This is a genomic window from Nocardia niigatensis NBRC 100131 (assembly GCF_000308655.1).
Classification (GTDB): domain Bacteria; phylum Actinomycetota; class Actinomycetes; order Mycobacteriales; family Mycobacteriaceae; genus Nocardia; species Nocardia niigatensis.
The window spans coordinates 82890-104729 of sequence record NZ_BAGC01000001.1 but is presented as its reverse complement, the minus strand read 5'-3'; the positions used below and the strand labels follow the sequence as shown (position 1 = coordinate 104729).

At 67.1% G+C, this 21840-nt stretch carries 17 protein-coding genes; 2 read left to right on the top strand and 15 right to left on the bottom strand.

The annotated features are described in order from the left end of the window. From ON33_RS00465 to glf, 13 genes are all read right to left on the bottom strand, one after another. A partial coding sequence (locus ON33_RS00465) for an alpha/beta hydrolase-fold protein (protein WP_083868492.1) occupies positions 1-1891 on the bottom strand: 1891 nt, incomplete at its 3' end. A 278-nt stretch (positions 1892-2169) separates the two neighbouring features. Next, positions 2170-3153: an alpha/beta hydrolase gene (locus tag ON33_RS00460; protein ID WP_040853662.1), complete on the bottom strand. Its 984-nt coding sequence runs from the start codon at positions 3151-3153 to the stop codon at positions 2170-2172. Positions 3154-3301: 148 nt separating this feature from the next. Then, positions 3302-4456 (bottom strand): alpha/beta hydrolase-fold protein, encoded by a 1155-nt coding sequence (locus ON33_RS00455; RefSeq protein WP_444543752.1) that lies wholly within the window; start codon positions 4454-4456, stop codon positions 3302-3304. Positions 4457-4812: 356 nt separating this feature from the next. Next, positions 4813-5856 (bottom strand): alpha/beta hydrolase, encoded by a 1044-nt coding sequence (locus ON33_RS00450; protein ID WP_040853598.1) that lies wholly within the window; start codon positions 5854-5856, stop codon positions 4813-4815. A 228-nt stretch (positions 5857-6084) separates the two neighbouring features. Beyond that, on the bottom strand, positions 6085-7071 hold the full coding sequence (locus ON33_RS39215; RefSeq protein ID WP_306307497.1) for an alpha/beta hydrolase-fold protein: 987 nt from the start codon (positions 7069-7071) through the stop codon (positions 6085-6087). 323 nt (positions 7072-7394) lie between these two features. Then, positions 7395-8441 (bottom strand): alpha/beta hydrolase, encoded by a 1047-nt coding sequence (locus ON33_RS00440; RefSeq protein WP_051151480.1) that lies wholly within the window; start codon positions 8439-8441, stop codon positions 7395-7397. A 332-nt stretch (positions 8442-8773) separates the two neighbouring features. Next, positions 8774-9853 (bottom strand): alpha/beta hydrolase, encoded by a 1080-nt coding sequence (locus ON33_RS00435; protein WP_040853596.1) that lies wholly within the window; start codon positions 9851-9853, stop codon positions 8774-8776. A 378-nt stretch (positions 9854-10231) separates the two neighbouring features. Beyond that, positions 10232-11275, bottom strand: a complete 1044-nt coding sequence (locus ON33_RS00430) for an alpha/beta hydrolase (RefSeq protein ID WP_040853595.1) — start codon at positions 11273-11275, stop codon at positions 10232-10234. Positions 11276-11537: 262 nt separating this feature from the next. After that, complete coding sequence (locus ON33_RS00425) at positions 11538-13511, bottom strand: arabinofuranosyltransferase AftB family protein (RefSeq protein WP_373281001.1); 1974 nt, start codon at positions 13509-13511, stop codon at positions 11538-11540. 1 nt (position 13512) lies between these two features. Beyond that, positions 13513-14460 (bottom strand): decaprenyl-phosphate phosphoribosyltransferase, encoded by a 948-nt coding sequence (locus ON33_RS00420; protein WP_040853590.1) that lies wholly within the window; start codon positions 14458-14460, stop codon positions 13513-13515. A gap of 26 nt (positions 14461-14486) precedes the next feature. After that, complete coding sequence (locus tag ON33_RS00415) at positions 14487-15071, bottom strand: phosphatase PAP2 family protein (RefSeq protein ID WP_083868490.1); 585 nt, start codon at positions 15069-15071, stop codon at positions 14487-14489. Beyond that, positions 15068-17029, bottom strand: coding sequence for a glycosyltransferase (locus ON33_RS00410; RefSeq protein WP_040853588.1), 1962 nt, complete (start codon positions 17027-17029; stop codon positions 15068-15070). Before ON33_RS00410 ends, ON33_RS00415 begins: the two co-directional genes overlap by 4 nt. Next, positions 17026-18222: a UDP-galactopyranose mutase gene (gene glf, locus ON33_RS00405; protein WP_040853587.1), complete on the bottom strand. Its 1197-nt coding sequence runs from the start codon at positions 18220-18222 to the stop codon at positions 17026-17028. The genes ON33_RS00410 and glf overlap by 4 nt, the downstream gene beginning before the upstream one ends. A 541-nt stretch (positions 18223-18763) precedes the next feature. Here glf and ON33_RS00400 point away from each other — a divergent pair. Both ON33_RS00400 and ON33_RS39210 read left to right on the top strand, forming a co-directional pair. Beyond that, on the top strand, positions 18764-19996 hold the full coding sequence (locus ON33_RS00400; RefSeq protein WP_040853655.1) for a hypothetical protein: 1233 nt from the start codon (positions 18764-18766) through the stop codon (positions 19994-19996). Beyond that, positions 19950-20405 carry a Uma2 family endonuclease gene (locus tag ON33_RS39210; RefSeq protein WP_306307496.1) on the top strand — a complete coding sequence of 152 codons (456 nt, stop codon included), beginning with the start codon at positions 19950-19952 and terminating at the stop codon, positions 20403-20405. The genes ON33_RS00400 and ON33_RS39210 overlap by 47 nt, the downstream gene beginning before the upstream one ends. A gap of 68 nt (positions 20406-20473) precedes the next feature. On the opposite strand, the gene ON33_RS00390 is transcribed toward ON33_RS39210, so the two are convergent. Both ON33_RS00390 and ON33_RS00385 read right to left on the bottom strand, forming a co-directional pair. Then, complete coding sequence (locus tag ON33_RS00390; RefSeq protein WP_040853585.1) at positions 20474-21229, bottom strand: MerR family transcriptional regulator; 756 nt, start codon at positions 21227-21229, stop codon at positions 20474-20476. Between the two features lie 112 nt (positions 21230-21341). Next, positions 21342-21794: a DUF4189 domain-containing protein gene (locus tag ON33_RS00385; RefSeq protein WP_040853579.1), complete on the bottom strand. Its 453-nt coding sequence runs from the start codon at positions 21792-21794 to the stop codon at positions 21342-21344. Positions 21795-21840: the final 46 nt, after the last annotated feature.

Here is a 21840-nt window from a genome sequence, read left to right as displayed (position 1 = left end):
GCTGCTGTGCCGCGGGCTGCTGTGCCGCCGGCTGAGCCGGGTCAGGCTTGGGCGGCTCGCTGCCGGGGATGACGATCGGGCGGCCGTCGAGGGTGGCCGCGCCGGCCTTGCCGTCACGGATGGTGAGGGTGCCACCCTGGAAGGTCTGCTGCGTGCCGCCCGGGATCGGGCTCTCATCGGAGATCGGGTAGCCGAGCGGTCCGTTCTCGAATCCGGTTGCGCCCCAAGCGTCCATGATCGGGCCGGTGCGCACGCCCCAGGCGCCGGAGAGCGGGCTCCAGTAGATATTGCCGCCCTCGAAACCGGAGTAGCGGCCGAAGTCACGCAGCGGCTGCTCCCCGGTAGTCGGGAAACCGTAAGGGCTGTTCTCGAATCCGAGCTGCGCGTACTTGCCCAGGATCAGGCCCTGCACCAGGTGCGCCCCGGTCTTGGCGCTGAAGTACATGGGCCCGTTCTCGAATCCCTGTACCGCGCCGTCCTTCTGCGGCGTGGCGGCCTCCTGGCCATTGGGGTATCCGGCCGGGCCGCGTTCGTAGCCCTGCCTGGCCCATTCGTCCAAGATGGCGCCGCGCACCGCCTGTGCCCCGGTCTGCGGCGTCCAGTAGATCGAGCCGTGCTGGAACGGCTGCAGCCGGCCGCGGTCGTCGGGCAGTCCGCTCTCGCCGGCGATCGGGAAGCCCAGAGCGCTTGCCGCGGCGCCCAATCCGCCATAGCTGCCGCCGATCGCACCCGCCACCGGCTGGGCGCCGGTGGCCTGCGAGAAGAACACCTTGCCGCCGCGGAAGTCCTGGGCCACTCCTCCGGGCACCTGGTATTCGCCCGTGAGGCAGTCACCGAGCCAGTTGTTGCCCTGCGCCACCGGCGCGATCGCGCCACCGGTCCTGCAGTCGACGGGGGTCTGATCGACGCCCAGCGCGGCGGCGGCCTGCGGCCACGCCTGCCGCATCTCGAAATCCCAGTACGGCCAGGTGTGGGTGCCCGAGGGGCGGTAGTTCGCCGAGACCGGGATGTTCAGCTTGTTGAGCTTGGCCACGAAGTTCTGGGTGCTCAGCCGCGACAGCACCTCGAGGCCCAGGCCCGCGTAGTTGGTGGTGATGCCCGGGATGTCGGAGAGCGGGTCGGTGGTGCCCGCGACGCCGTTGCCGCTGGAGACGTAGAGGGCCACGCCCTTCAGTTTGTCGGCCAGCTCGTAGGGGTCGTGTTCCTTCCAGGCCGGGCTGTTCGGCGGGCCGAACATCTTCGACGAGTCGTAGCCGCCCGCATCGTGCATGGCGAAATTGACCGCCTGCGGCATGCCGAGCGAGGTCAGGGTGAGGAAGCCGGAGTAGGAGGCGGCCGAGCGCACCCAGCCGGGGTTGCGTGCGGCCAGCATCATGGCCGCGGTGCCGCCCATCGAGAGTCCCTCCACCGCACGCACATCGGTGGCCCGGAACTGGCTCTCCAGCAGCGGCGGGAGCTCCTTCACCAGGAAGGTCTCCCACTGGTAGTTGTGGCCGTTGTCGGGGGCCAGCCAGTCGGCGTAGAAGCTGGACTGGCCGCCGATGGGCAGCACCACCAGGGAGTTCTTGTCGGCGTAGAAGCCGGCCGCGCCCGCGTCCTTGGTCCAGCCGTTCTCGTCGTCGGTGGCGCGCAGGCCGTCGAGCATGTAGACGACCGGGAACTTGGCATCCGGCTTGGCGTTCCAGTCGCGCGGCAGCAGCAACTGGATCTCGACCGGCGCCCCGGTGGCCGGCGAATTCACCCAGAGTGCGATCCGGCGGTCGTTGAGCCACGTCATCTTCTGGACGGAGGCCGCCGGCGCGGCGGGGGCCTCCGGTGCCGCAGCCGCCGGGCCGCAACTCCCGAAGGTGCCCGCGGCCAGCGGAAACAGCGCCGCTACGGCGCATGCCATCCAGCGCACGCGCCGTCTTTTGATCCCACGGACAACTCTAGCCACACAAGTGTTGTACCTCCGGAACCGCGCGAGTCCCGGTAGGACACACGGAAACCGGACCGGTCCTCAGCAAACCAGCAGCTGCGCCCCCGACTCCCCGGAACTCAGCGCACAGTTGAGTGCCGTCCCTATCCATGACGCGCGCCGGCGGCCAGACAGCAAACGCTTTCGGGCGTGCCCCGGGAGTTACCCCGACCGCGGCGAAATCGGCCACCCCCGTCGGCACGCGTGCAGACTCAGACCCCGAGTGCGGCGAGGATGTCGGGGCGGGCGGCGGCCAGCTGGTCCTGCCAGTAACCCCACGAGTGGGTGCCCTGGACCGGAAGGCTGTAGTGGGCGCTGATGCCGAGCTGACTCATGCGGCCCATGAACGCGATGGTGTTCACCATCGACAGGGCTTCCAGCGCAACGGCATTCGAAGTGTTGAAGATGCCGATCGGCGAGTCCGGGTGGTCGTGCGGGCCGAGCATGCCCCAGGACGCGGAGATGAACAGGGGCAGGTTGCGCAGCTGCGGCGCGAAGACGAACGGGTCCATGCGCAGCCACTGCGGGCTCCACGGCCAGGCCATGGAGTCGACATTGAACCGGCCCGCGTCGAGCATGGCGATGCGGATGGCCTCGCGCATGCCGGGCGCGGAGATGTTCAGGTAGCCCGAGAACGATGATGCGTGCTTGAACTGGTCGCGGTGATAGGCGGCCAGCGCCAGCGCCGCCGACCCGCCCATGGACAGCCCCGCCACCGCGTTGTTGGTGCGCGAGACGCCGTAGCCCGCCAGGAAGGCCGGCAGTTCGTCGGTCAGGAAGGTCTCCCACCGGTAGGGGAGCTGCTGCCCGTTGGTGCTCGAGGGCGACCGCCAGTCGGTGTAGAAGCTGGATTGCCCGCCGACCGGCATCACCAGGGTGACATTGTCATTGGCGAACTGCTGCAGGGCGTTGGTCTCGAAGGTCCAGGCATTGAAGTCGTCGCGGGCGCGCAGGCCGTCGAGCAGATACAGCGCCGCGTCGCCGCCGTTCTTGGCCCACTGCACCTGGACCTTGATCGGGCCCATGCTCGAGGGCACCATCAGCTCCTCGAACCCGCCGGCCGGCGCGCGATGCAGCGGATGCGCCGGCATGGCGAGGGCGGGCCCGGCGAGCGCTGGGAGGGCCGCCACGGCCGCGGCGACCGCGAGGGCGCGCCGCCAGACCCGTTTGACGCGAGCGCGTCCGATGATCCGAATCGAACCGTGCTGTGGGCATGACGAAGCGCCCTGTACTGGCATAGAGATCGATCTCCTGAACCGCAGGGGGAACCACACCGACGTGATGGGAGTCACGGACAACGTGGCACTCTACCGCCGGCCCGGAGAGAACCGGCGGGTATCCGGTTCAGCTGGCGTGTATCTCGGCCTTGCCGTCGTGGAAGACGATGGTGCCGTGCTGGAAGGCCTGCTGCGCTCCGCCCGGTATAGGTGTTTCGTCGGAAGTGGGAAAGCCGAGTGCGCCAGCGGGTCCCGCGGCGCCCTCGTACGCGCCGCCGATCAAGCCGCCCACCGGATGCGCGCCGGTGGCCGCCGACCACAGCACCCGCCCGCCCCGGAAGTCCTGCGCCGCACCACCGGCCAGTGGATACTCCGCCGTCAGGCAGCCGCCCAACCACGACTTCGACTCTGCCGCAGCCTGAATCAGGCCGCCCGCCACACACTCCGGTGTGGCCGGCTCCACCCCCAGCGCGGCCGCCGCCTGCGGCCAGGACTGCCGCATCTCGAAATCCCAGTACGGCCAGGAGTGCGTGCCCGAGGGGCGGTAGGTCACCTGCACCGGAATGCCGAGCTTGTCCAGTTTGGCCACGAATTGCTGAGAGGAGAAGCGCGACAGCACTTCCAGCGCCGTTCCCGTCCAGTTGGTGCTCACGCCCGGCACCCCGGCCGGAATGTCGTGGATGCCCGTCAGGCCGCTGCCGCTGGACACATACAGGCTGAGGCCCTTCAGTTTCTCCGCCAGCGCGTACGGATCGTGCGAATCCCACTCCGCGTCGGTGGGAGGGCCGTACATGGCATCGGCGTGATAGTCGCCCACGTCGCGCATGGCGTACGCGATCGCTTGCGGCATACCGAGAGTCGTCAGGGCGAGGAAGCCGGAGAAGGAGGCGGCGTAGCGCGCGAATCCGGGATTGCGGGAGGCCAGCACCATGGCGGCGGTGCCGCCCATGGCGAGACCGGTCAGGCCGCGCACGTTCGAGGTGCGCCAGTCGCGTTCCAGCAGCGGCGGTAATTCCTTGGTGAGGAAGGTTTCCCACTTGTAAGTCTTGCCGTTGTCGGGCTGCTTCCAATCGGAGTAGAAGCCGGCCGCGCCGCCGACGGGCAGGACGACGGTGAGGTTCTTGTCGGCGTAGAAGCCCTCCGCCCCAGCGTCTTTGGTCCAGCCGTTCTCATCGTCGCGGGCGTGCAGACCGTCGAGCAGGTAGAGAACGGGAAATTTGTTGTCCGGCTTGGTGTTCCAGTCCCGGGCCAGCAGCAGCTGCACCTGGATCTGGGTGCCCATGGTGGGTGAGTCGACCCAGAGGGCGACCCGTCTGTCGCTGAGCCACATCACATTTCGGATATCCGGCTTGGTTGGCTTGGCCGGGTCACCCGGTGGCGAAGCCGCCCCCGGTTCCGCGAAAGCTGTTGCGCCCCCGGCGGCAACCCCACCCGTCAGCAAGGCTGTCGTGGCCACCGCGAGCGCGATCAGCCCTCTGCGGCCGCCCCTCCCCCATCTACCCATTGCCACAGCTGTCACAGTGAGTTTCTACCGCGTCACGGCGAATGATGGGGAGGCATAAAAGAACCGGCCACCCTCGCGGATGGCCGGTTCAGTGGTTCACGCTGTCGCCGGGAGGCGATCAGCGGCAGGTATCGCTAGGCGAGACCCAGGGCGCTCAGCATGCCCGGGCGGGCCTTCACCAGCTCGTCGTGCCAGTAACGCCACTTGTGGGTGCCGTTCGCGGTGAAGTCGAACTGCGCCGGAACGTTGATCTGACCCAGCCGCGCCTGGAAGGCGTGGGTGTTCACATTGGCCAGCGCTTCGAGCGCGATCGCGTTGCCGGTGTTGAAAACGTCTGCGGCGGAACCGACACCGTCGTACGGGCCGGGGATGCCGTTACCCGCCGAGATGTACATCGGCAGGCCCTTCAGCTGCGGCGCGAACACGAACGGGTCCATGCGCAGCCAGGCCGGGCTCCACGGCGCGGCCATCGAGTCCACGTTGAAGCGGCCGGCGTCCAGCATGGCCAGGCGGATGGCCTCGCGCATGCCCGGCGCGGACAGGTTCAGGTAGCCCGAGAACGAGGTGGCCTGCTTGAACATGTCGCGGTGGTAGGCGGCCATCATGAGGGCGGCCGAACCACCCATGGACAGCCCCGCGATGGCGGTGTTGTTACGCGAAACACCGTAGCCGGAAAGGAAATCGGGGAGCTCCTTGGTCAGGAAGGTCTCCCACTTGTAGGTGTACTTCTGGCCGTTGGTGTTCGACGGCGACACCCAGTCGGCGTAGAAGCTGGACTGACCACCCACCGGCATGATGACGTTCACGTCGTCGTTGGCGAAGATGCCCGGGGCGTCGCCCTCGTCGGCATTGGCCCACGCATTGCGATCATCGCGGGCGCGCATGCCGTCGAGCATGTAGACCGCGGAGCTGCCGCCATTCTTGGCCCACTGCACCTGGACCTTGATCGGGCCCATGCTGGACGGCACCATCAGCTCTTCGAAGCTGCCCGGAATACCGCGGTGCATCGGACCGAACGCCGGAGCGGCCGAGGCGATGGACGGGGCGGCCAGGGAGGCTGTCGGGACAGCGAGCGCCGCCGCGGTGACGGTGGCGGCGACAAACCGTGTGCGCCAACCACTCTGCGCACGGCGTCGCGACGAAACTCCTCCCGGCACGGCGGACCTGCCGAAACGCATGGATACTGCTCCTCTTCTACCGCAACACTGCGCTGCTGCGGTGTCTTAAGTTGTCAATCACGCATCCGGGCATGACAAGCCATGCGCGGACATACGCAATCACCCACTCACAGCGAATCCCGACACTTCTCTGTGAGTGAAGCGCTACCACGGGTTGGTCACACTTGCTCGCTGGAGGGTATTCGACGCTCCGAGCGGTTGGCAAGGCCACGCTAATGAGTGGCTGGTTCAGTGAATCAACTCAGTCACTATCGCATACGACCGTAATGGTGCGGTGACCATATCGCGAATCCCTCGTGATGTCGCGGCGACGGGCAAATCGCTTACGCCGCAAGCGAGCTTGGCCGTTTCACCCAGCCCACGTTGACGCTCAGGTCGGGCAGCTCTTGCAGACCTGATCCGACCAGCGCGCACATCCTCCGTGGTGTGGTCGAACACCGCATTGTTCGGGCCCGGTGAGTCCATGCGAGCCTGGAACACGCGGGTATTCGCCAACGCCATCGCCTCCGCGCCCATCGCATTGACCACGTTGTACGCGTCCAGTGGGCTTTGCGCGACATCCCGCGGACCGGGAACACCGTGGCCGCTGGAGATCCGCATCCGGGTTCCGTTGTCCCGCAGCAGCCGCGCGAATACGAAAGGATCGTTGCGCAGCCACAATTCGCTCCAGGGCGGGCCCCGCATGGCATCGATGCCGAAGCCGCCCGCGTCCAGTAGCGCCGCGCGCATCCCAGGGGACGAAATGTTCAAATAGCCGGAATATGATCCGGCATAACGGAACTGGTCAGGATGATAGGCCGCCGAGCACCAGCGCCGCACTGCCGCCCATGGACAGTCCGAACACGCCGTTCGCGCGCGGATTGCAGCCCAGCCGGGCGGTCGGCGCAATGCGCAGGTCCCGGGTCGGGAAGGTCTCCCATGCGCGTAGGGGACGGTCTGGCCGGTGTCCAACGGGGCCGGCGAATCCGAATAGAAGCTGGACTGGCCGTCCACCGGCATCGCCACATTGATGTTCCATGCGGTGAGCGCCTGCTCGATATCGGTGTCGATCTCGCAGTCGGAAAGGTCGTCGCGGGCGCGCAATCCGTCCAGTGCGTACACCACGCGGCGGGTATTGCCGTCTTGGCGCGGAAGATGCGCGACTTGATCGGGCCCATGTCGGTATCGACCCAGAATTCGTATCCGCCGGGATCGAATGCCGGGCGCGGGCACCATCGCCCCCGATTGTCCCAGCCAGCGGAACCGTCACCGCCACGGCCACACTGGCCGATATCAACCGGGCCGAACCGGCCATTGACCGTCGCGTACCCGAACAGACCGGATCGACCCGTTTTTCCACGAGCGTGGTCTTCGTTGACCACATCCGCAATGTAGAAACTGTTGTCGCAGGATCCTCTCGGGCGCATATTCCGAGTCACCTGCGGTCGAAACACCTCCCGCGACCAAACCGCGATGGATCCGTCCCCCGGTGCGAGACGCCGCGCGAAACGCACGAAGGCCGCCGTCCGAGTGGACGGCGGCCGTATGCGGGAGTGGGTCTATCCGATGTTCGCCGACATATCCGGGATCATTCGATAGGCGTCTTCCTGCCAGTTGGTCCAGGCATGCAGACCGGTGGCCGGAAAGTCCCAGACAATATTGCGGGCGCCCAGGCTGAGCATGCGGACCTGGAAGGCGCGAGTGTTGGCCAGCGCCAACGCCTCCAGGGGCGCGCCGCGAAGCACCCGGTCGGCCGCCGCGCCGAGCGGGATGTTCAGATCGTCCGGCATGGGCGCGCCGCTGCCGGCCGAGATCCACAGGCGGGTGTTGTTGCCGATCAGCGTGGGCGCGAAGACGAACGGGTCCATGCGCAGCCACTGCGGGCCCCACGGCGGAGCCATGCAGTCCACGTTGTAGCCGCCCGCGTCGAGCATGGCGGACCGGATCGCCTCACGCATACCGGGTGCCGAGATGTTCAGGTAGCCGGAGTACGAGCCGGCGTAGCTGAAGAAGTCGGGGTGGTACGCGGCCAGCGTGAGCGCGGCGCTGCCGCCCATGGACAACCCGAACACACCATTGCGATACGGGTTGAAGCCCAGGCGATTCCGCAGCTCCCAGCGCAGATGGTTGGTGAGGAAGTCCTCCCAGGCGTAGCGGTAGCTCTTGCCCGGACCGCCGCCGAGGGCCTCGGTGGAGCCCGATCCGGTGCCGTAGGCCGCGGAACCCGTGCCCGGCGTGGCGCCGAAGAACGAGCTCGCCGAATCCCAGTCGGCGTAGAAACTGGACTCGCCGCCGATCGGCATCACCACATTGATGTTCCAGTCCGCCAGCACCTCGGCGACATTGGTGTTGATCTCCCAGCCGCTCAGGTCCTGCTGGGCGCGCATGCCGTCCAGGGCGTAGACGACGCGCTGGGTATTGCCGTCGCGGGCGCGCAGGACACGGGTCTTGATCGGGCCCATGGCCGGGGAGTCCACCCAGAAATCGAAGATGGCGGGATCGAACGCCGCGGTGGCCGGTGGCGATTCGATCACCGCCATCAGGGGCACCAGCAGGGCGGCAGCGGCGACGCCCAAAACCTTCCGTGTGAACCCTCGAACCCGCATCGACCCAGCCCTTCTCGGTTTGAGCAGAACATTGATCACGCAGAACAGATCTTCGGTACGAACTGAGTATCGGATGTCCAGCAGGGCGTGTCCCGTGCGCTCACTGCGGCGAGTCGCGAATCAATCCTCAAACGATTCGGTACCGCGCCCTCAGCGATCCATCGCTACACGCAGATCTCCCAGCCAACGGGATGGCTGCTCACGATCTTTAATAGTATCATTGATACTATCCCTTCGACACCGAACCCATAGTCTCAATGAGAGGGTGTCGAGGGCGTGAGAAAGCCCCCGCCGGTTGGGCGGGGGCTTCGTTCGACCGAACGGTGGCGGCGTCAGCCGATGTTGGCCGAGAGGTCGGGGAGCATGCGGTAGACCTCGGCGTTCCAGTTGTTCCAGTTGTGGACACCGGTTCCCGGGAAGTCGTAGGTGACGTTGCCGGCGCCCAGGGACATCATCCGAGCCTGGAAAGCGCGGGTGTTCACCATCGCGAGGGCCTCCAGCGGCATGCCCTGGACCACCGACATCACGCCCGAAACGTCACCGGCGCCGGGAATGGCGCTCGCGGCCGAGATCCACAGACGGGTGTTGTTGTCCTTCAGGCGCGGCGCGAAGACGAACGGGTCCATGTGCAGCCACTGCGGGCCCCACGGCGGAGCCATCGAGTCGACGTTGTAGCCGCCGGCGTCGACCATGGCCAGGCGGATGGCCTCACGCATGCCGGGGGCGGAGATGTTCAGGTAGCCGGAGTACGAGCCCGCGAAGCTGAACTGGTCGGGGTGATAGGCGGCCATGGTCAGCGCGCCGGAACCACCCATGGAGAGGCCGAAGATGCCGTTGCGGTTGCGGCTGAAGCCGAGCCGGCTCTGCAGCGCGCTGGGGAGGTCCTGGGACAGGAAGGTCTCCCAGGTGTACCGGTAGCTCTTACCGGGGCCGCCGCCCATGATCTGGAAGGCGCCCGAGCCCGAGGACGAACCCGAGGAGGACAGCGACGAGGAGCCCGAGGACGAACCGGTGCCGTCACCCATGCCGAGCAGGCTGCTGGGCGCGTTCCAGTCGGCGTAGAAGCTGGACTGGCCGCCGATCGGCATCACGACATTGATGTTCGCCGCGGTCAGCGCGTGCGCGATGTCGGTGTTGATCTCCCAGCCGTTGAGGTCCTGCTGGGCGCGCATGCCGTCGAGGGCATACACGACGCGGGAGGTGTTGCCGTCGGCCGCGCGGAAGACGCGCGACTTGACGGGTCCCATCGACGCCGAGTCGACGTAGAAGTCGAACCCGTTGGGGTCGAGTGCCGCGTTCGCCGTGCCGACGCCCACGGCCGACACCCCGAGCGGCAGTGCAATCGCCAGCGCCAATCCGACCACGGAATTCTTGAGCCACCCGCGGGATCTTTGACGTCTATCGCCTCGCATTGTTTGTCCGGCCTTTCCTGTCGTTCGGTCTCACCGTGTGCTCGTAACCACGTTTGAGGTCTCGGCGACCCTATCGTGCGGGGGCTAACGGAGCGTTATCGGATCGTGACGAAAGTGACGAGCGCCACTGCGGACGAGGAATGTGGCGCGCATCAGCGCCAGCATGCGACTCGAGAGTCGAATTCCGCCCCCACAGACTCATGCGTATCAACTATCACTCCATTATGCGCGAACCACAGTGCGCGCCTTCAGCATCCTGGATACGACGCAGCGAATATCGAAGGCGCGCTGCGACTCTCGAAACTCTCAGCGAACCCACCGCCGGACCGCCGGATGGCGCACGGGAGCCACGCCCCGGCATCTCGCCATCGCCACCGGTCATCCGATATTCGCGGACAGGTCGGGCAGCATGCGGTTCAGCTCGGCTTCCCAGTTGTGCCAGTTGTGCACGCCGATGGCCGGGAAGTCGTAGACGACATTGCCGCCGCCGAGGGTCGCCCAGCGAGCCTGGAAAGCCTTGGTGCCGACCAGGGCAACCGCCTCGATACCCATGGCCTCGATGGTCGAGGCATTGATGCCGTCGGTGGAGGCGGGCAGGCCACTGCCCGCCGAGATGAACATCTTGGTGCCGTTGGCCTTCAGCTTGGGCGCGAACTGGAAGGGATCCAGGTGCTGCCATTTGAAGTCCTTCGGCCCGGCCAGCGCGTCCACGTTGTAGCCGCCGGCGTCGACCATGGCCAGCCGCACCGCGGTGCGCATTTCGGGCAGCGACAGGTCCAGCGCGCCGGACATCGAACCGGCGTAGGCGAATTGGTTCGGATGGAAGGCCGCCATCATGAGCGCGGAGCCGCCGCTCATGGACAGGCCGAAGATGCCGTTGCGAGTCGCGCTGAAGCCCAGCCGATCTCGCAGCGCGTTGGGCAGATCCGTGGTGAGGAAGGTTTCCCACTTGTAGGTGTAGGACTTGCCGGGGCCGCCGGAGAACACCTGGGTGGCGCCGGATCCGGACTGCACCGAGGCGGTGCCCGCCGGGGCGCCGAGGAAGGTGCTCGGCGAGTTCCAGTCGGCGTACCAGCTGGACTGGCCGCCGACCGGCATCACGACATTGATATTGGCGGCGGTCAGCGCGTGCGCGATGTCGGTATTGATCTCCCAGCCGTTGAGGTCTTCGCGCGCGCGTTCACCGTCCAGCGCGTAGACGACCCGGTTCGTATTGCCGTCCGCCGCACGGAAGACGCGTGACTTGATCGGGCCCATGCTGGAGTCGACATAGAAGTCCACGCCGTCGGGGCTGAAGGCGGCGTTCGCGCCGGGCGCGCCCAGGACCGCCACCCCCAACGGCACCATGGTCGCCAAGGCCAAGGCCAGCACCGACTTCCGCAGCCAACTCCGCGCCCCACCCACAACCGTCACGCCCCGCATATTCGGCCTTCCGTCCGTGCGCCCCGGGCCTCCCTGTCCGCCCGCCCAGGTTCGTATTGCGACAACCGTTGCCGCACAGCGGGTTTCTGGTCGGCGTCGGAGTTCTCGCGCAGCTTATCGCGAGACCCATGCCGGGGTGTTACCAAATCGCGATAGCTAACCACAACTCGCACCCCTGAAAGTGACTTTTCGGTCAAATACCCGCACAGACAAGAGAAAACCCCGCATCCAGGCACGATGCGGGGTCATTCTCGGGTGCGGACTACCTCGGCGGCGGTGGCGGCTGGGTCGGATCCACCAGATGGCAGCGCTGGATCTCGTACTTCGGCACTCGGTCGATGCGGTACTTGGCGAAGTCGAGCGACTGCATCAGGTTGTGCCGCCAGCGATCGAAGGTCAGCGGCGCTCGGGAGGAGGCCAGCATCGCCTGAGTGTCCGGGCACGACAGCGCCGTTCGCGCCTGGTCACTCCACTTCTCGTCCAGGAACCACGGCATCCACGGGTGCCGGTCCACCATGCCGGTGTCCACCACCACCCAGTCGGGGTAGAGGTTCTTGTCGTGGCCGATCCGGCCGTCGGTCAGCCGATCGGTATGCGAGGCAAGCGGATACGCCAGGCCCATCTGGTCGATGACCCGCACGTCCAGCGGGACGTTCATGCTGGTCATGCCGAGATTCAGGAAGAAGACCACATGCTCGCGATCGCCCTCCGGCACCGGCGCGGGCACCAGGTACCAGTTCATGAACGAGGGTGAGTTGAGCAGCAGCGCACCATCCGGCGTGTTGGCGATGTCCCGGACCATGGCGCGCATGCGCGGGTAGTCCAGGTAGTCCTCGGCGCGGATCGGGTGGTCGTGCCCGGTATTGAGCACGTAGTAGATGCGCTCGTCCACGATGCCGTTGGCGCGGATCTTGCTCCCGGTCGTGATGGCCGTGGTGTCGGCCGCGAAGGCCGCCCACCCCGCGGTGCCCGCGAACGCGGCCGCCACCAGCACGAAAGCCCAGTCCAGGCCGCGCATTCCGGTCTCGCTCCGGCCGAAGCCGCGGGCGGGCCGCAGCGGCAGCACCGACACCGGGAGCAGCAGCAGGAACAGCTGCGGCAGCAGCATGCGGCCGTGCATGAAATCGCCGCCGACCCGGAGCTCGTAGACGGTGAGCAGCAGACCGCTGCCGACCACGAGCGTCACGATCGCGGCGGGGGTGCGCAGCCACACGCTGAAGCGGTGAATCCGGGCGCGCCAGTTGTTGTTTCCGGCGTCGCCGGTCGCCGCGGCCGGCCGATCGGCCCGGCGCTGCCGGACCAGGACGACCGCGGCGAGCGCCAGCATCAGCAGCGGCAGCCACAACCAGTACGGACCGACCAAGTCCCACAGATAGAGGAAGCCCTGATGCCACTTCGCGCCACCGGCGTCCTTGGCCACGGCGGTATTCGGATAGGGCAGGCCGTAGTAGCCCATCCGCCAGATCTGATAGCCGAGCGGCAGCAGCCCGGCCACCACGACCACCAGAGCGCGGAAAAGCCAGGGCCGCAGCCGAGTTTGCGGCACCGGCGCGCAGAACAGCATCAGCAGCGCCAGGCCGCCGACCACCGTCATCTCCGGCCGCACCAGCGGCGCCAGCCCAGCGAAGAACACCAGGCCGAAAAAGCCTGCGGGGCGCACCCGCTCGGCCTGACTCCAGCGGATCAGACCCCACCACAGCACCGCCAGCCAGAAGATGACCAGGCAGTTCTCCAGTCCGGAGGTGGCGTAGTCGCGGGCCGGGGGCAGGGCGATGTAGACGACCGCGCCCGCGGGCACGAGTAAGGCGGACCGCGTGCCGCCCCACAGCCGGGCCGCGCCCAGCATGGCGAACACGATGGCCAGCACCGACATGGTGAGCGTGATGCTCAGCACCACGTACTCCAGCCGCATGTCGGTCAGCCAGCTGAAGAACCAGACGACATAGGTCCAGGCCGCACTGGTATTGGTCTCGACGCGTTCGCCCGCGTTGAAGACCGGACCGTTGCCCGCCATCAGGTTTCGCACCGTGCGCAGGACGATCAGGCCGTCGTCGGCGATCCAGCGCCGCTGCCACGCGCCGGCCGCGAACAGTGTCGCGGTCAGCGCGATCCCACCGATGAACGTGGCGCGGGATAGTCGCGAGAAGCGTGCGGCGTCCGCCGCATGCTGACGGGCGCGACCGACCGGCAATTGTGCCGTCGGCTCACCCTCTTCTCGCTCTGCTCCCTCTACCACGTCAGGTGAGATAGACAGCGACACCCAGGGCTCCGATCAAGGCGACTGCGAGGAACTGGAGGACACGGTCCCCCAGGGCGATCTCTTCCGGCTCACCCGCTTCGCCGCCGTCGACATCCACCGCGTAACGCATGATGGCGATGACGAACGGAATCATCGAGATGGCGAACCAGATGGTGTCCTTTGCGCGATCCTGCTCGAACGCCCACAGACCGTAGAACACGACGACCGCGGTGGCCGACAGGGTCCAGACGAAACGCAGGTAGGTCGGCGTGTAGTACTCCAGCGACTTCCGGATCTTGGCGCCGGTGTCGAGCGCGATCTTCAGCTCGGCGTAGCGCTTGCCGGCCGCCATGAACAGCGAGCCGAACGCCATGATCAGCAGGAACCACTGGGACAGATGGATATCCGAGGACACCCCGCCGGCGACCGCGCGCAGCAGGAAGCCCGAGGACACGATGCAGATGTCGAGCACCGCCTGGTGCTTGAGACCGAAGCAGTACGCCAGCTGGATGCCGATGTACACCGCCATCACCACGGCAAGATGCCAGTTCGCGGTGAAGGACAACAGGATCGAGCCGATCAGCAGCACCGCCGACAGCGCGTAGGCCAGGTTCACCGGCACCACGCCGGCCGCGATCGGCCGGAAACGCTTGGTGGGGTGGGCCCGGTCGGCCTCCACGTCGAGCGCGTCGTTGACCAGGTAGATGCCCGAGGCGGCCATGCAGAACACCACGAAGGCGATGGCGACGTGGCCGAGCACCGACAGGTCGGTGATCACCAGGTCGCCGGCCGCGGTCTTCCCGGCGGCCAGCGGCGCGGCCAGCACCAGCACGTTCTTGATCCACTGGCGCGGGCGCATGGCCTTGATCAAGCCGCCGCCCAACGTCTTCGGCGGTCCCTTGATGACCGCCTCTGCTAGGTCGGTGCTGGTCGGCTCTTCGCTCATGTCAACGATGGCTTCTTCCTGGGCTGTCACTTGGCGAGTCTCTTTTCGGCGGCGAGCACGGCTGCGGCTGATGCTGCGCCCAGCGCCGAACCCGCGAGCACGTCGGAGGGGTAATGCACGCCGAGAACGACCCGGGAGAGCAGCATCGGCGGGACGAGCACCGCAGGCAAGGGTAGCCCGGTGAGCCTGCCCAGCAACACAGCCGCCGCCGTGGTCGAGGTGGCGTGCGAGGACGGGAAGCTGAGCTTCGACGGCGTCGACACGTTGACCTGCACGGACGGGTCGTGCGGGCGGGGACGGCGCACGATGCGCTTGATGACGACCGAGGCGGCGTGCGCGCCGAACGCGCCCACGGCCACGCCCGCCCACTGACGGCGGCGCGGCTTGTCGAGCAGCGCTCCGGCCGCGGCGATGCCCAGCCAGCCCAGCGAGTGCTCACCGAAATGCGACATGCCCCGCGCGGCCTTCACGACCGCGGGTTGCTGCCCGATGGTGCCCTGCACCAGGTTGAGAATCTTGACCTCGGCCGGGGAGGCGACCGGGGCCGCCGACGCGTCCGGGACCACGTGCAATCCGCGGTCCGGGCCGGAAGCTGGCTGTGCAGCCGTCATTTGGGCTCATTCCTCGAATGGGTACTGCCTGAATCAGTGTCGATACCGAAGACGTTCTCCCACGCGGCCTTGCTCGTGAGATGCGCGTGCGCGCGACGATACTGCTCACGCACCTCCGGGAAGCGCTCGGCCAGCTCCTTGCGCAGGCGCATCGCTTCCTTGAACAGCTCCATGGCCTTTCGCGGATCCCGCTTACGGTAGACGACGCCGCGGCCGTCGGCGGTGGTAACGGTGACACCGTCCACCTGCGAGAGCAGGAACCAGCGCGCGTCCAGCGTCGGCACGTTCAGCTGCGGGGTCTCGTGGTGCTTCGGGTTGGCCTTGCGGAAGTTGTGCAGCACGCCCTTGCCGAGCCGGGCCACCTTGGCGAGCGGATTGCCGGGCTCGCCGACCGCGCCCACCTCGGCGTGCGAGGCCAGCGGCAGTTCGGTGGAGGACGGCACGATCACCGCGTCCGGGAATTCCTTGCGCATGGCGTGCACCTTGCCCAGCGCGCTCGGCAGCAGCTCGAACAGCCGGTCCGGTCCGGCCAGGTAGTCGCGGATCGCCTCGTTCTGGATGGCGACCGTCGAATACTCCAGGCACAGCAGGTGTTTCAGGGTGGCCTTGATGGTGTTGACCACCATCGGCCGGCCGTCGTTGGGCAGGTGCAGGGAGGCCACCACCAGGCGGTTGCGCAGGTGGAAGTAGGCCTGCCAGTCGATGGCGTCGTCCTTGTCGGACCAGGCCATGTGCCACACCGCGGCACCCGGCAGGGTGACGGTCGGGTAGCCGTGTTCGCGGGCGCGCAAACCGTATTCGACGTCGTCCCACTTCAGGAACAGCGGCAGCGGCTGCCCGATCTCCTCGGCCACCTGGCGCGGGATGACGCAGGTCCACCAGCCATTGAAGTCGACGTCGATGCGCCGGTGCAGCAGCTTGGAGTTGTCGCGGTCGCGCAGCGGGTGCTTCGAGAAGTCGTGGTCGTACTCGACGGTCGCGGGCGCGGTCCACATGAAGATGGAACGGTCCACGATCTCGCCCATGGTGTGCAGGTGCGAACGCTCCTGCAGGTTGAGCATCTGGCCGCCGGTCAGGATGGGCGACTTGGCGAATCGCGAGAAGGCCAGCGCGCGCAGGATGCAGTCCGGCTCGATCTCGATGTCGTCGTCCATATAGACGATGTACTCGGCGTCGGTGGTCTTCAGCGCCTCGTACATGACCCGGCTGTACCCGCCGGAACCGCCCAGGTTCGGCTGGTCGTGGATGGCCAGCCGGCCGGCCAGGCGGGCCGCGGCCTCGCCGAAGCCGGGCTCGTCCACCACCTTGCGGGTGCCCTGGTCGGGAATGATGACGGCCTTGATCTTCTCCAGCACCAGCGGGTCGGAACCCAGGGCGGTCAGGGTTTTCACCGCGTCCGTGGGGCGGTTGAAGGTCGGCATGCCGACCGCGATGGAGCCCTCGCCGGGCGCCTCGATCGGTGCGTACCAACCGCCGCTGCGCATCTCGACATGGCTGTCGGTGGTGATGTCGAACCAGATCCAGCCGCCGTCCTCGAACGGGCCCAGATCCACCTCGAACTCCACGAAGGCGGCGGCCGCCGCGCCCTCACCGGGCGTGCTGAACTCGTTGCCCTGCACGTGGATTCGTGAGCCGTCGGCCTTGGAGCGGTACACGTCCACGCGACCGTGGCCGGACAGCTCCAGCTTCAGCACCACCGACTTCAGCACGCTCCAGCGCCGCCAGTAGCTGGCCGGGACCGCGTTGAAGTAGGTGCAGAAGGAGACCTCCGACTCCGCGCCGATGGCCAGCGCGGTGCGCGTGATGGCATGCGCGCGACGGGAATTGGTCTCGGATTCCTCGAGGTACAGCTTGCGCACGTCCAGCGGTTCGCCCGGCCGGGGCAGGATGACGCGCTGGAGCAGGGATACGGCGCGAGTCTCGGTGGTCATGTCTTCCCGCGTGAGTTGGGCGGTCATTCGGCGGCATCCACCAGCGGCGCACCGGATTCCAGGTGCGGGCGCAGCACGTTGTCGAACATGCTGAGCGCCGCGCCGATGGCCATGTGCATGTCCAGGTACTGGTAGGTGCCCAGGCGGCCACCGAACAGCACCTTGGCCTCGGCGGTCTCGGTCTTGGCGCGCTCCCGGTAGGCCAGCAGCTTGGCCCGGTCGTCGGGGGTGTTGATCGGGTAGTACGGTTCGTCGCCGGTCTGGGCGAAGCGCGAGAACTCGCGCATGATGACCGTCTTGTCGGCCGGGTAGTCGCGCTCGGGGTGGAAGTGGCGCGGCTCGATGATGCGGGTGAACGGCACGTCCGCATCGTTGTAGTTCATGACCGAGGTGCCCTGGAAGTCACCGGTTTCCAGCACCTCGGTCTCGAAATCGATGGTGCGCCAGCCGAGCTCGCCCTCCGCGTAGTCGAAGTAGCGGTCCAGCGGGCCGGTGTAGACGACCGGAGCGTCCGGGTTCTGGGCGCGGATCTCGTCCCGCACCTCGAACCAGTCGGTGTCGACGCGGACCTCGATGAGGTCGTTCTCGGCCATCTTCGACAGCCACGCGGTGTAGCCGTTCTTCGGCAGGCCCTCGTAGGTGTCGTTGAAGTAGCGGTTGTCGAAGGTGTAGCGGACCGGCAGGCGGGTGATGTTGCCGGCGGGCAGTTCCTTGGGATCGGTCTGCCACTGCTTGGCGGTGTAGTCCCGGATGAACGCCTCGTAGAGCGGGCGGCCGATCAGGGAGATGGCCTTCTCCTCGAGATTGGCGGCGTCCTGGGTCTCGATCTCGGCCGACTGCTCGGCGATCAGCGCGCGGGCCTCGGCCGGGGTGAAGTAGCGGCCGAAGAACTGCGACAGCAGACCCAGGCCCATCGGGAACTGGAACGCCTGGCCCTTGTGCATGGCGAAGACGCGGTGCTGGTAGTTGGTGAACTCGGTGAACTGGTTGACGTAATCCCACACGCGCTTGTTCGAAGTGTGGAACAGATGGGCGCCGTACTTGTGGATTTCGATGCCGGTTTCCGGGTCCGCCTCTGAGTACGCGTTGCCACCCAGGTGATAGCGGCGTTCCACCACCAGAACTCGCTTGCCGAGCAGGTTGGCGGTGCGTTCTGCGATGGTCAGCCCGAAGAAGCCGGAGCCGACGACGATGAGATCGAACGGGGATGCGACGGTCACGGCTGCCCAGACTACTGTGTCCAATTGCCCTCCGCTTCGCTCCGGGCGGTTCGCGGGCTGTGTTCGATTTGCCCTCCGCTTCGCTCCGGGCGGTTCGCGGCCTGCAAGCTCGGTCTTCCCTCCTCCGCTCCTCCGCTTCGCTCCCCCGCTCCGTCAGTCCAGACCGAGCCGGGCCGCGAACTGTCGGTTTTGCCCCTCTTTGGGCTTCTGCCCCCCTGTGGACTGTTGTGCAGCGGCTCGGCAGTGGCGTGGGTCATTTGCCCTCCGCTTCGCTCCGGGCAGTTCGGCCCCTCTCTGGGCCTTTGCCCCTCTTCTGGGCTTTTGCCCCCTCCTTAGGCTGTTGTGCAGGGGGCTTGGTTCGGTGGCGGGCGTCATTCCGGCGGGTGGGAATGGTCGCGAGATTTTCGCGCGGCGTTCATGGAAGGGCAGACAGCGGCGTCATGGGAGCTGTATTACATGGCGACTCGAATTGAACGTATGACCAGTTCCGTGCCGTGTGCTTCGCGCGCGTGCCGTTCGCTCGACCCGGAAGACCACCTCCATGCGCCTTGCTCGCCTCGCCCCGCTCGTGGGCGCGCTGACCGTCACCGCCCTACTGGGCACCGCCGCCCTGATTCCCGCCGCCGCCCCCGCCCGTGCCGACGAGGGCGACACCTCCCTCGCCGCCGCCGAGATCGCCGATGCCGGTGACGTCTGCGGCAAGCCCGGCGCGGCCACCTTCGATGACGTCATCACCGCGGCCGCCACCGCTATCCGCACGGTGGTCCCGGCCGAACAGCAAACCGCCTACGACCGGTCGGTGGACGACTTCCGGCAGAACATCGCCGCGGTCCACGTGCACCGCCGCGGGTTTCTGCCGCTGAGCCCGGACGAGGTGAACGACCGCACCCAGTTCCTCGACGACCCGATCGTCACGTACATCGTCAACAGCCTCGACGCCGTCAAGACCGGTCAGGTGCACAAGACCATCGCGCTCTCGGAGCTGAAGGTGCGCGACGTCGTCGAGGTCTTCATCCTGGCCACCCGGATCGTGAAGATTCCGGCCCAGTTCGCCGCCAGCCTGGTGCCGACCGTCGGCTTCGTGCTCAAGCCCATCGTGGGCGCGCTGTTCAATGGCGTGAAGTCGCTGGCGCGGGCCGTGCAGTCGCAGCTGTCGGTGGGCTGCAACGCCAATGGCACGTACCAGAAGCTGCAGCTGGACCTGCCCGACGAGCATGTCGACGTGCCGCAGCCGCTCATCGACCTGGCGAGCCAGCTCGCCAAGGCCGACGGCAGCTGCACCCCGCTGGCCGAGCTCAGGACCTCCGACCTGGTCGAGCGCACCCGTGACTTCCTCGCCACCACCGCCGGGCTGCCCGTCGACCCGGCGACCGTGAACGCCAATGCCGATGCGCTGCAGGGCTTCCTGCGGAGCAACCGGGTCGCCGACGTCATGATGCTGCGCCGCACCGAGCAGCTCGGGCCGCTGGTCGACTCGATGGATTACGGGCCGCTCACCTTCCTGGCCAACCTGGGCTTCGACATCTACGAGGGCCGCGCGCTCAACACCGTGGCGCTGGGAGATGTGAAGGTGGAGAACGTCTTCTCGCTCATCACCCTCGCACTGGACACCACCAGCCTGCTGCTCACCGTGGGCAATACGGTGGCCGGTTTCACCGGTGTCGCCTCGACGGTGCTGACCCCGCTGAGCATGGCCGAGACCATCGCCTTCGCGCCCACCACCTACGGTGCGCCGATCCTGCGCGGTGTCATGCAGTCCATGTGCGCGGCCTGACCCGGCATCGACACGGAACAGCCGCCCGGCCGAAAGACTGGGCGGCTGTTGGTTTTCCGGTCTCGAGATCATCGAGGACTTCGCTCCCCTGCCGGACATTCTGGTCATCGATATGACCGCCGCGTTGCCCGAGGCAAACGTCTATCCAAGGTCCGCGGTCCTCCTCGCGGTCGAGATCGTCTCGCCGTGTACTCGCCGGAAAGATCGGATGATCCGGCCCATGGACCGCGCCCGCGCCGGGGTTCCGTACTTCTGGCGAATCGAGTCCGAGGACTTCGCACCCGCCGTTTACACCTTCCGGCTGGACGAGACCACCGGTCAGTACTTCGGTGTCGACGTCCACCGGAAGCTGCTGCGAACCACTCAGCCGTTCGATACGGAGATCGAACTCACCGGGCTGGGCGGCTGATCCTCCGGTGTCTATCCGGAAGGCTGTGGCACGCACCGTGATCCGTGGAGCGGCGGCGGGTTTTCCGGCTACAGCCGGGTGTCGGCGTATACCCGCATCGCGTCGCGGACGTACTCGGCGGTGCCCTGGCCGTGCTTGTCGTAGTTCTTCGCGAATCGCGGGTCGGCCACGTACATGTCGCCGAGACCGTTGAAGTACTGGGCGTTGATCGCGGCGCCCGTGGGGGTGGCGGCGAGCCACTCGTAGTGCCGCTGCACGATCTCCTGCACTTCGTGGCTGTCGACCGGGAGGCCGGCCGCGCGGGCACGGCCGTAGTCGGCGGCGATATCGAGGTGGGTCTGCTGGAACGCCCGCTTCTCGCTGTCGCTCTTGGCATTCCACCAGCGGTCGCCGCGCTCCCAGGCATCCTTGCCCCAGCGTTGCGTGACCTCGTCCTGATACCGGGCGTGGTCGAATCCGTCGAATACCTCGTTCGCCATCAGTTGTTCACCTGCTTCCGTTTTGCGCAATGTCGTCTGCACCGAGGTGATTTGGCGCGCGATCCGGTCCTGCTCGTGTTTCAGCAATTCCAGATGGGTGCGCAGGGCGGCAGCGGTGTCCTTTTGCCCGGCGAGGACTTCGGCGATGGCCGGCAGGCCGAGGCCGAGTTCCCGGAGCAAAAGGATGCGCTGCAACCGCACGAGGGATTCCTGGTCGTAATAGCGGTAGCCGTTGGATCCGATCCGGCTGGGCGGCAGCAGCCCGAGCTCACCGTAATGCCGCAGGGTGCGGCTGGTGGTTCGGGCCACTTTGGCCAATTCCTGGATGGACCATTCGGCTGCCACGTCCGGGCCTTTCGTTTCCCCTCGTTCTCCTCGACGAATTCAGGATGCAAGTTGACGTTGCGTCAAAGTCAAGCCTCGACCAGTATGCGCCCGTCCAGGCGCGGCCGACGGCCTATGCGCCGTCGGTGCACTGGCTGTAGCGGATGTGCACAGACTGCTTCGCCGGGGCCGAGCTGCCGAACATGGCCGCCGGCGCGGGCATCCAGTTGGTCAGCCGGTTCATGGCATCCTGCTCGGCCTCGGCGCGGTTGCTGCCCGAACCGCCGTAGTAGTAGGTGTGGTCGGCGCTCTCGGCGATGGCGCCGCAGCCGTCCCGGAACTGCACCATGATCTTGCAGCCGCGGTGCGCGCACTGGCTCAGCGCGTCGGCGTCGGAGCCGCCCCAGTTCGGGTAGTTCCAGGCCGCGCCGTAGAAGGTGCCCCCGTCGGTGCTCATCGCGAGCGAGCCGTACAGCGACCCGTCCGGTCCCCGCTCGGCGCTCGCGGTGCCGGCCCCCACCGTCGAAATCAGCACGGCGGCAGCCGAAACGAACATGGTCAGGGCGAGTTTGCCCGAAAAAGCCATTAGAAATTCTCCCCATTCGGCAGCGGCGGAAAAGGCCGCTCCGGTT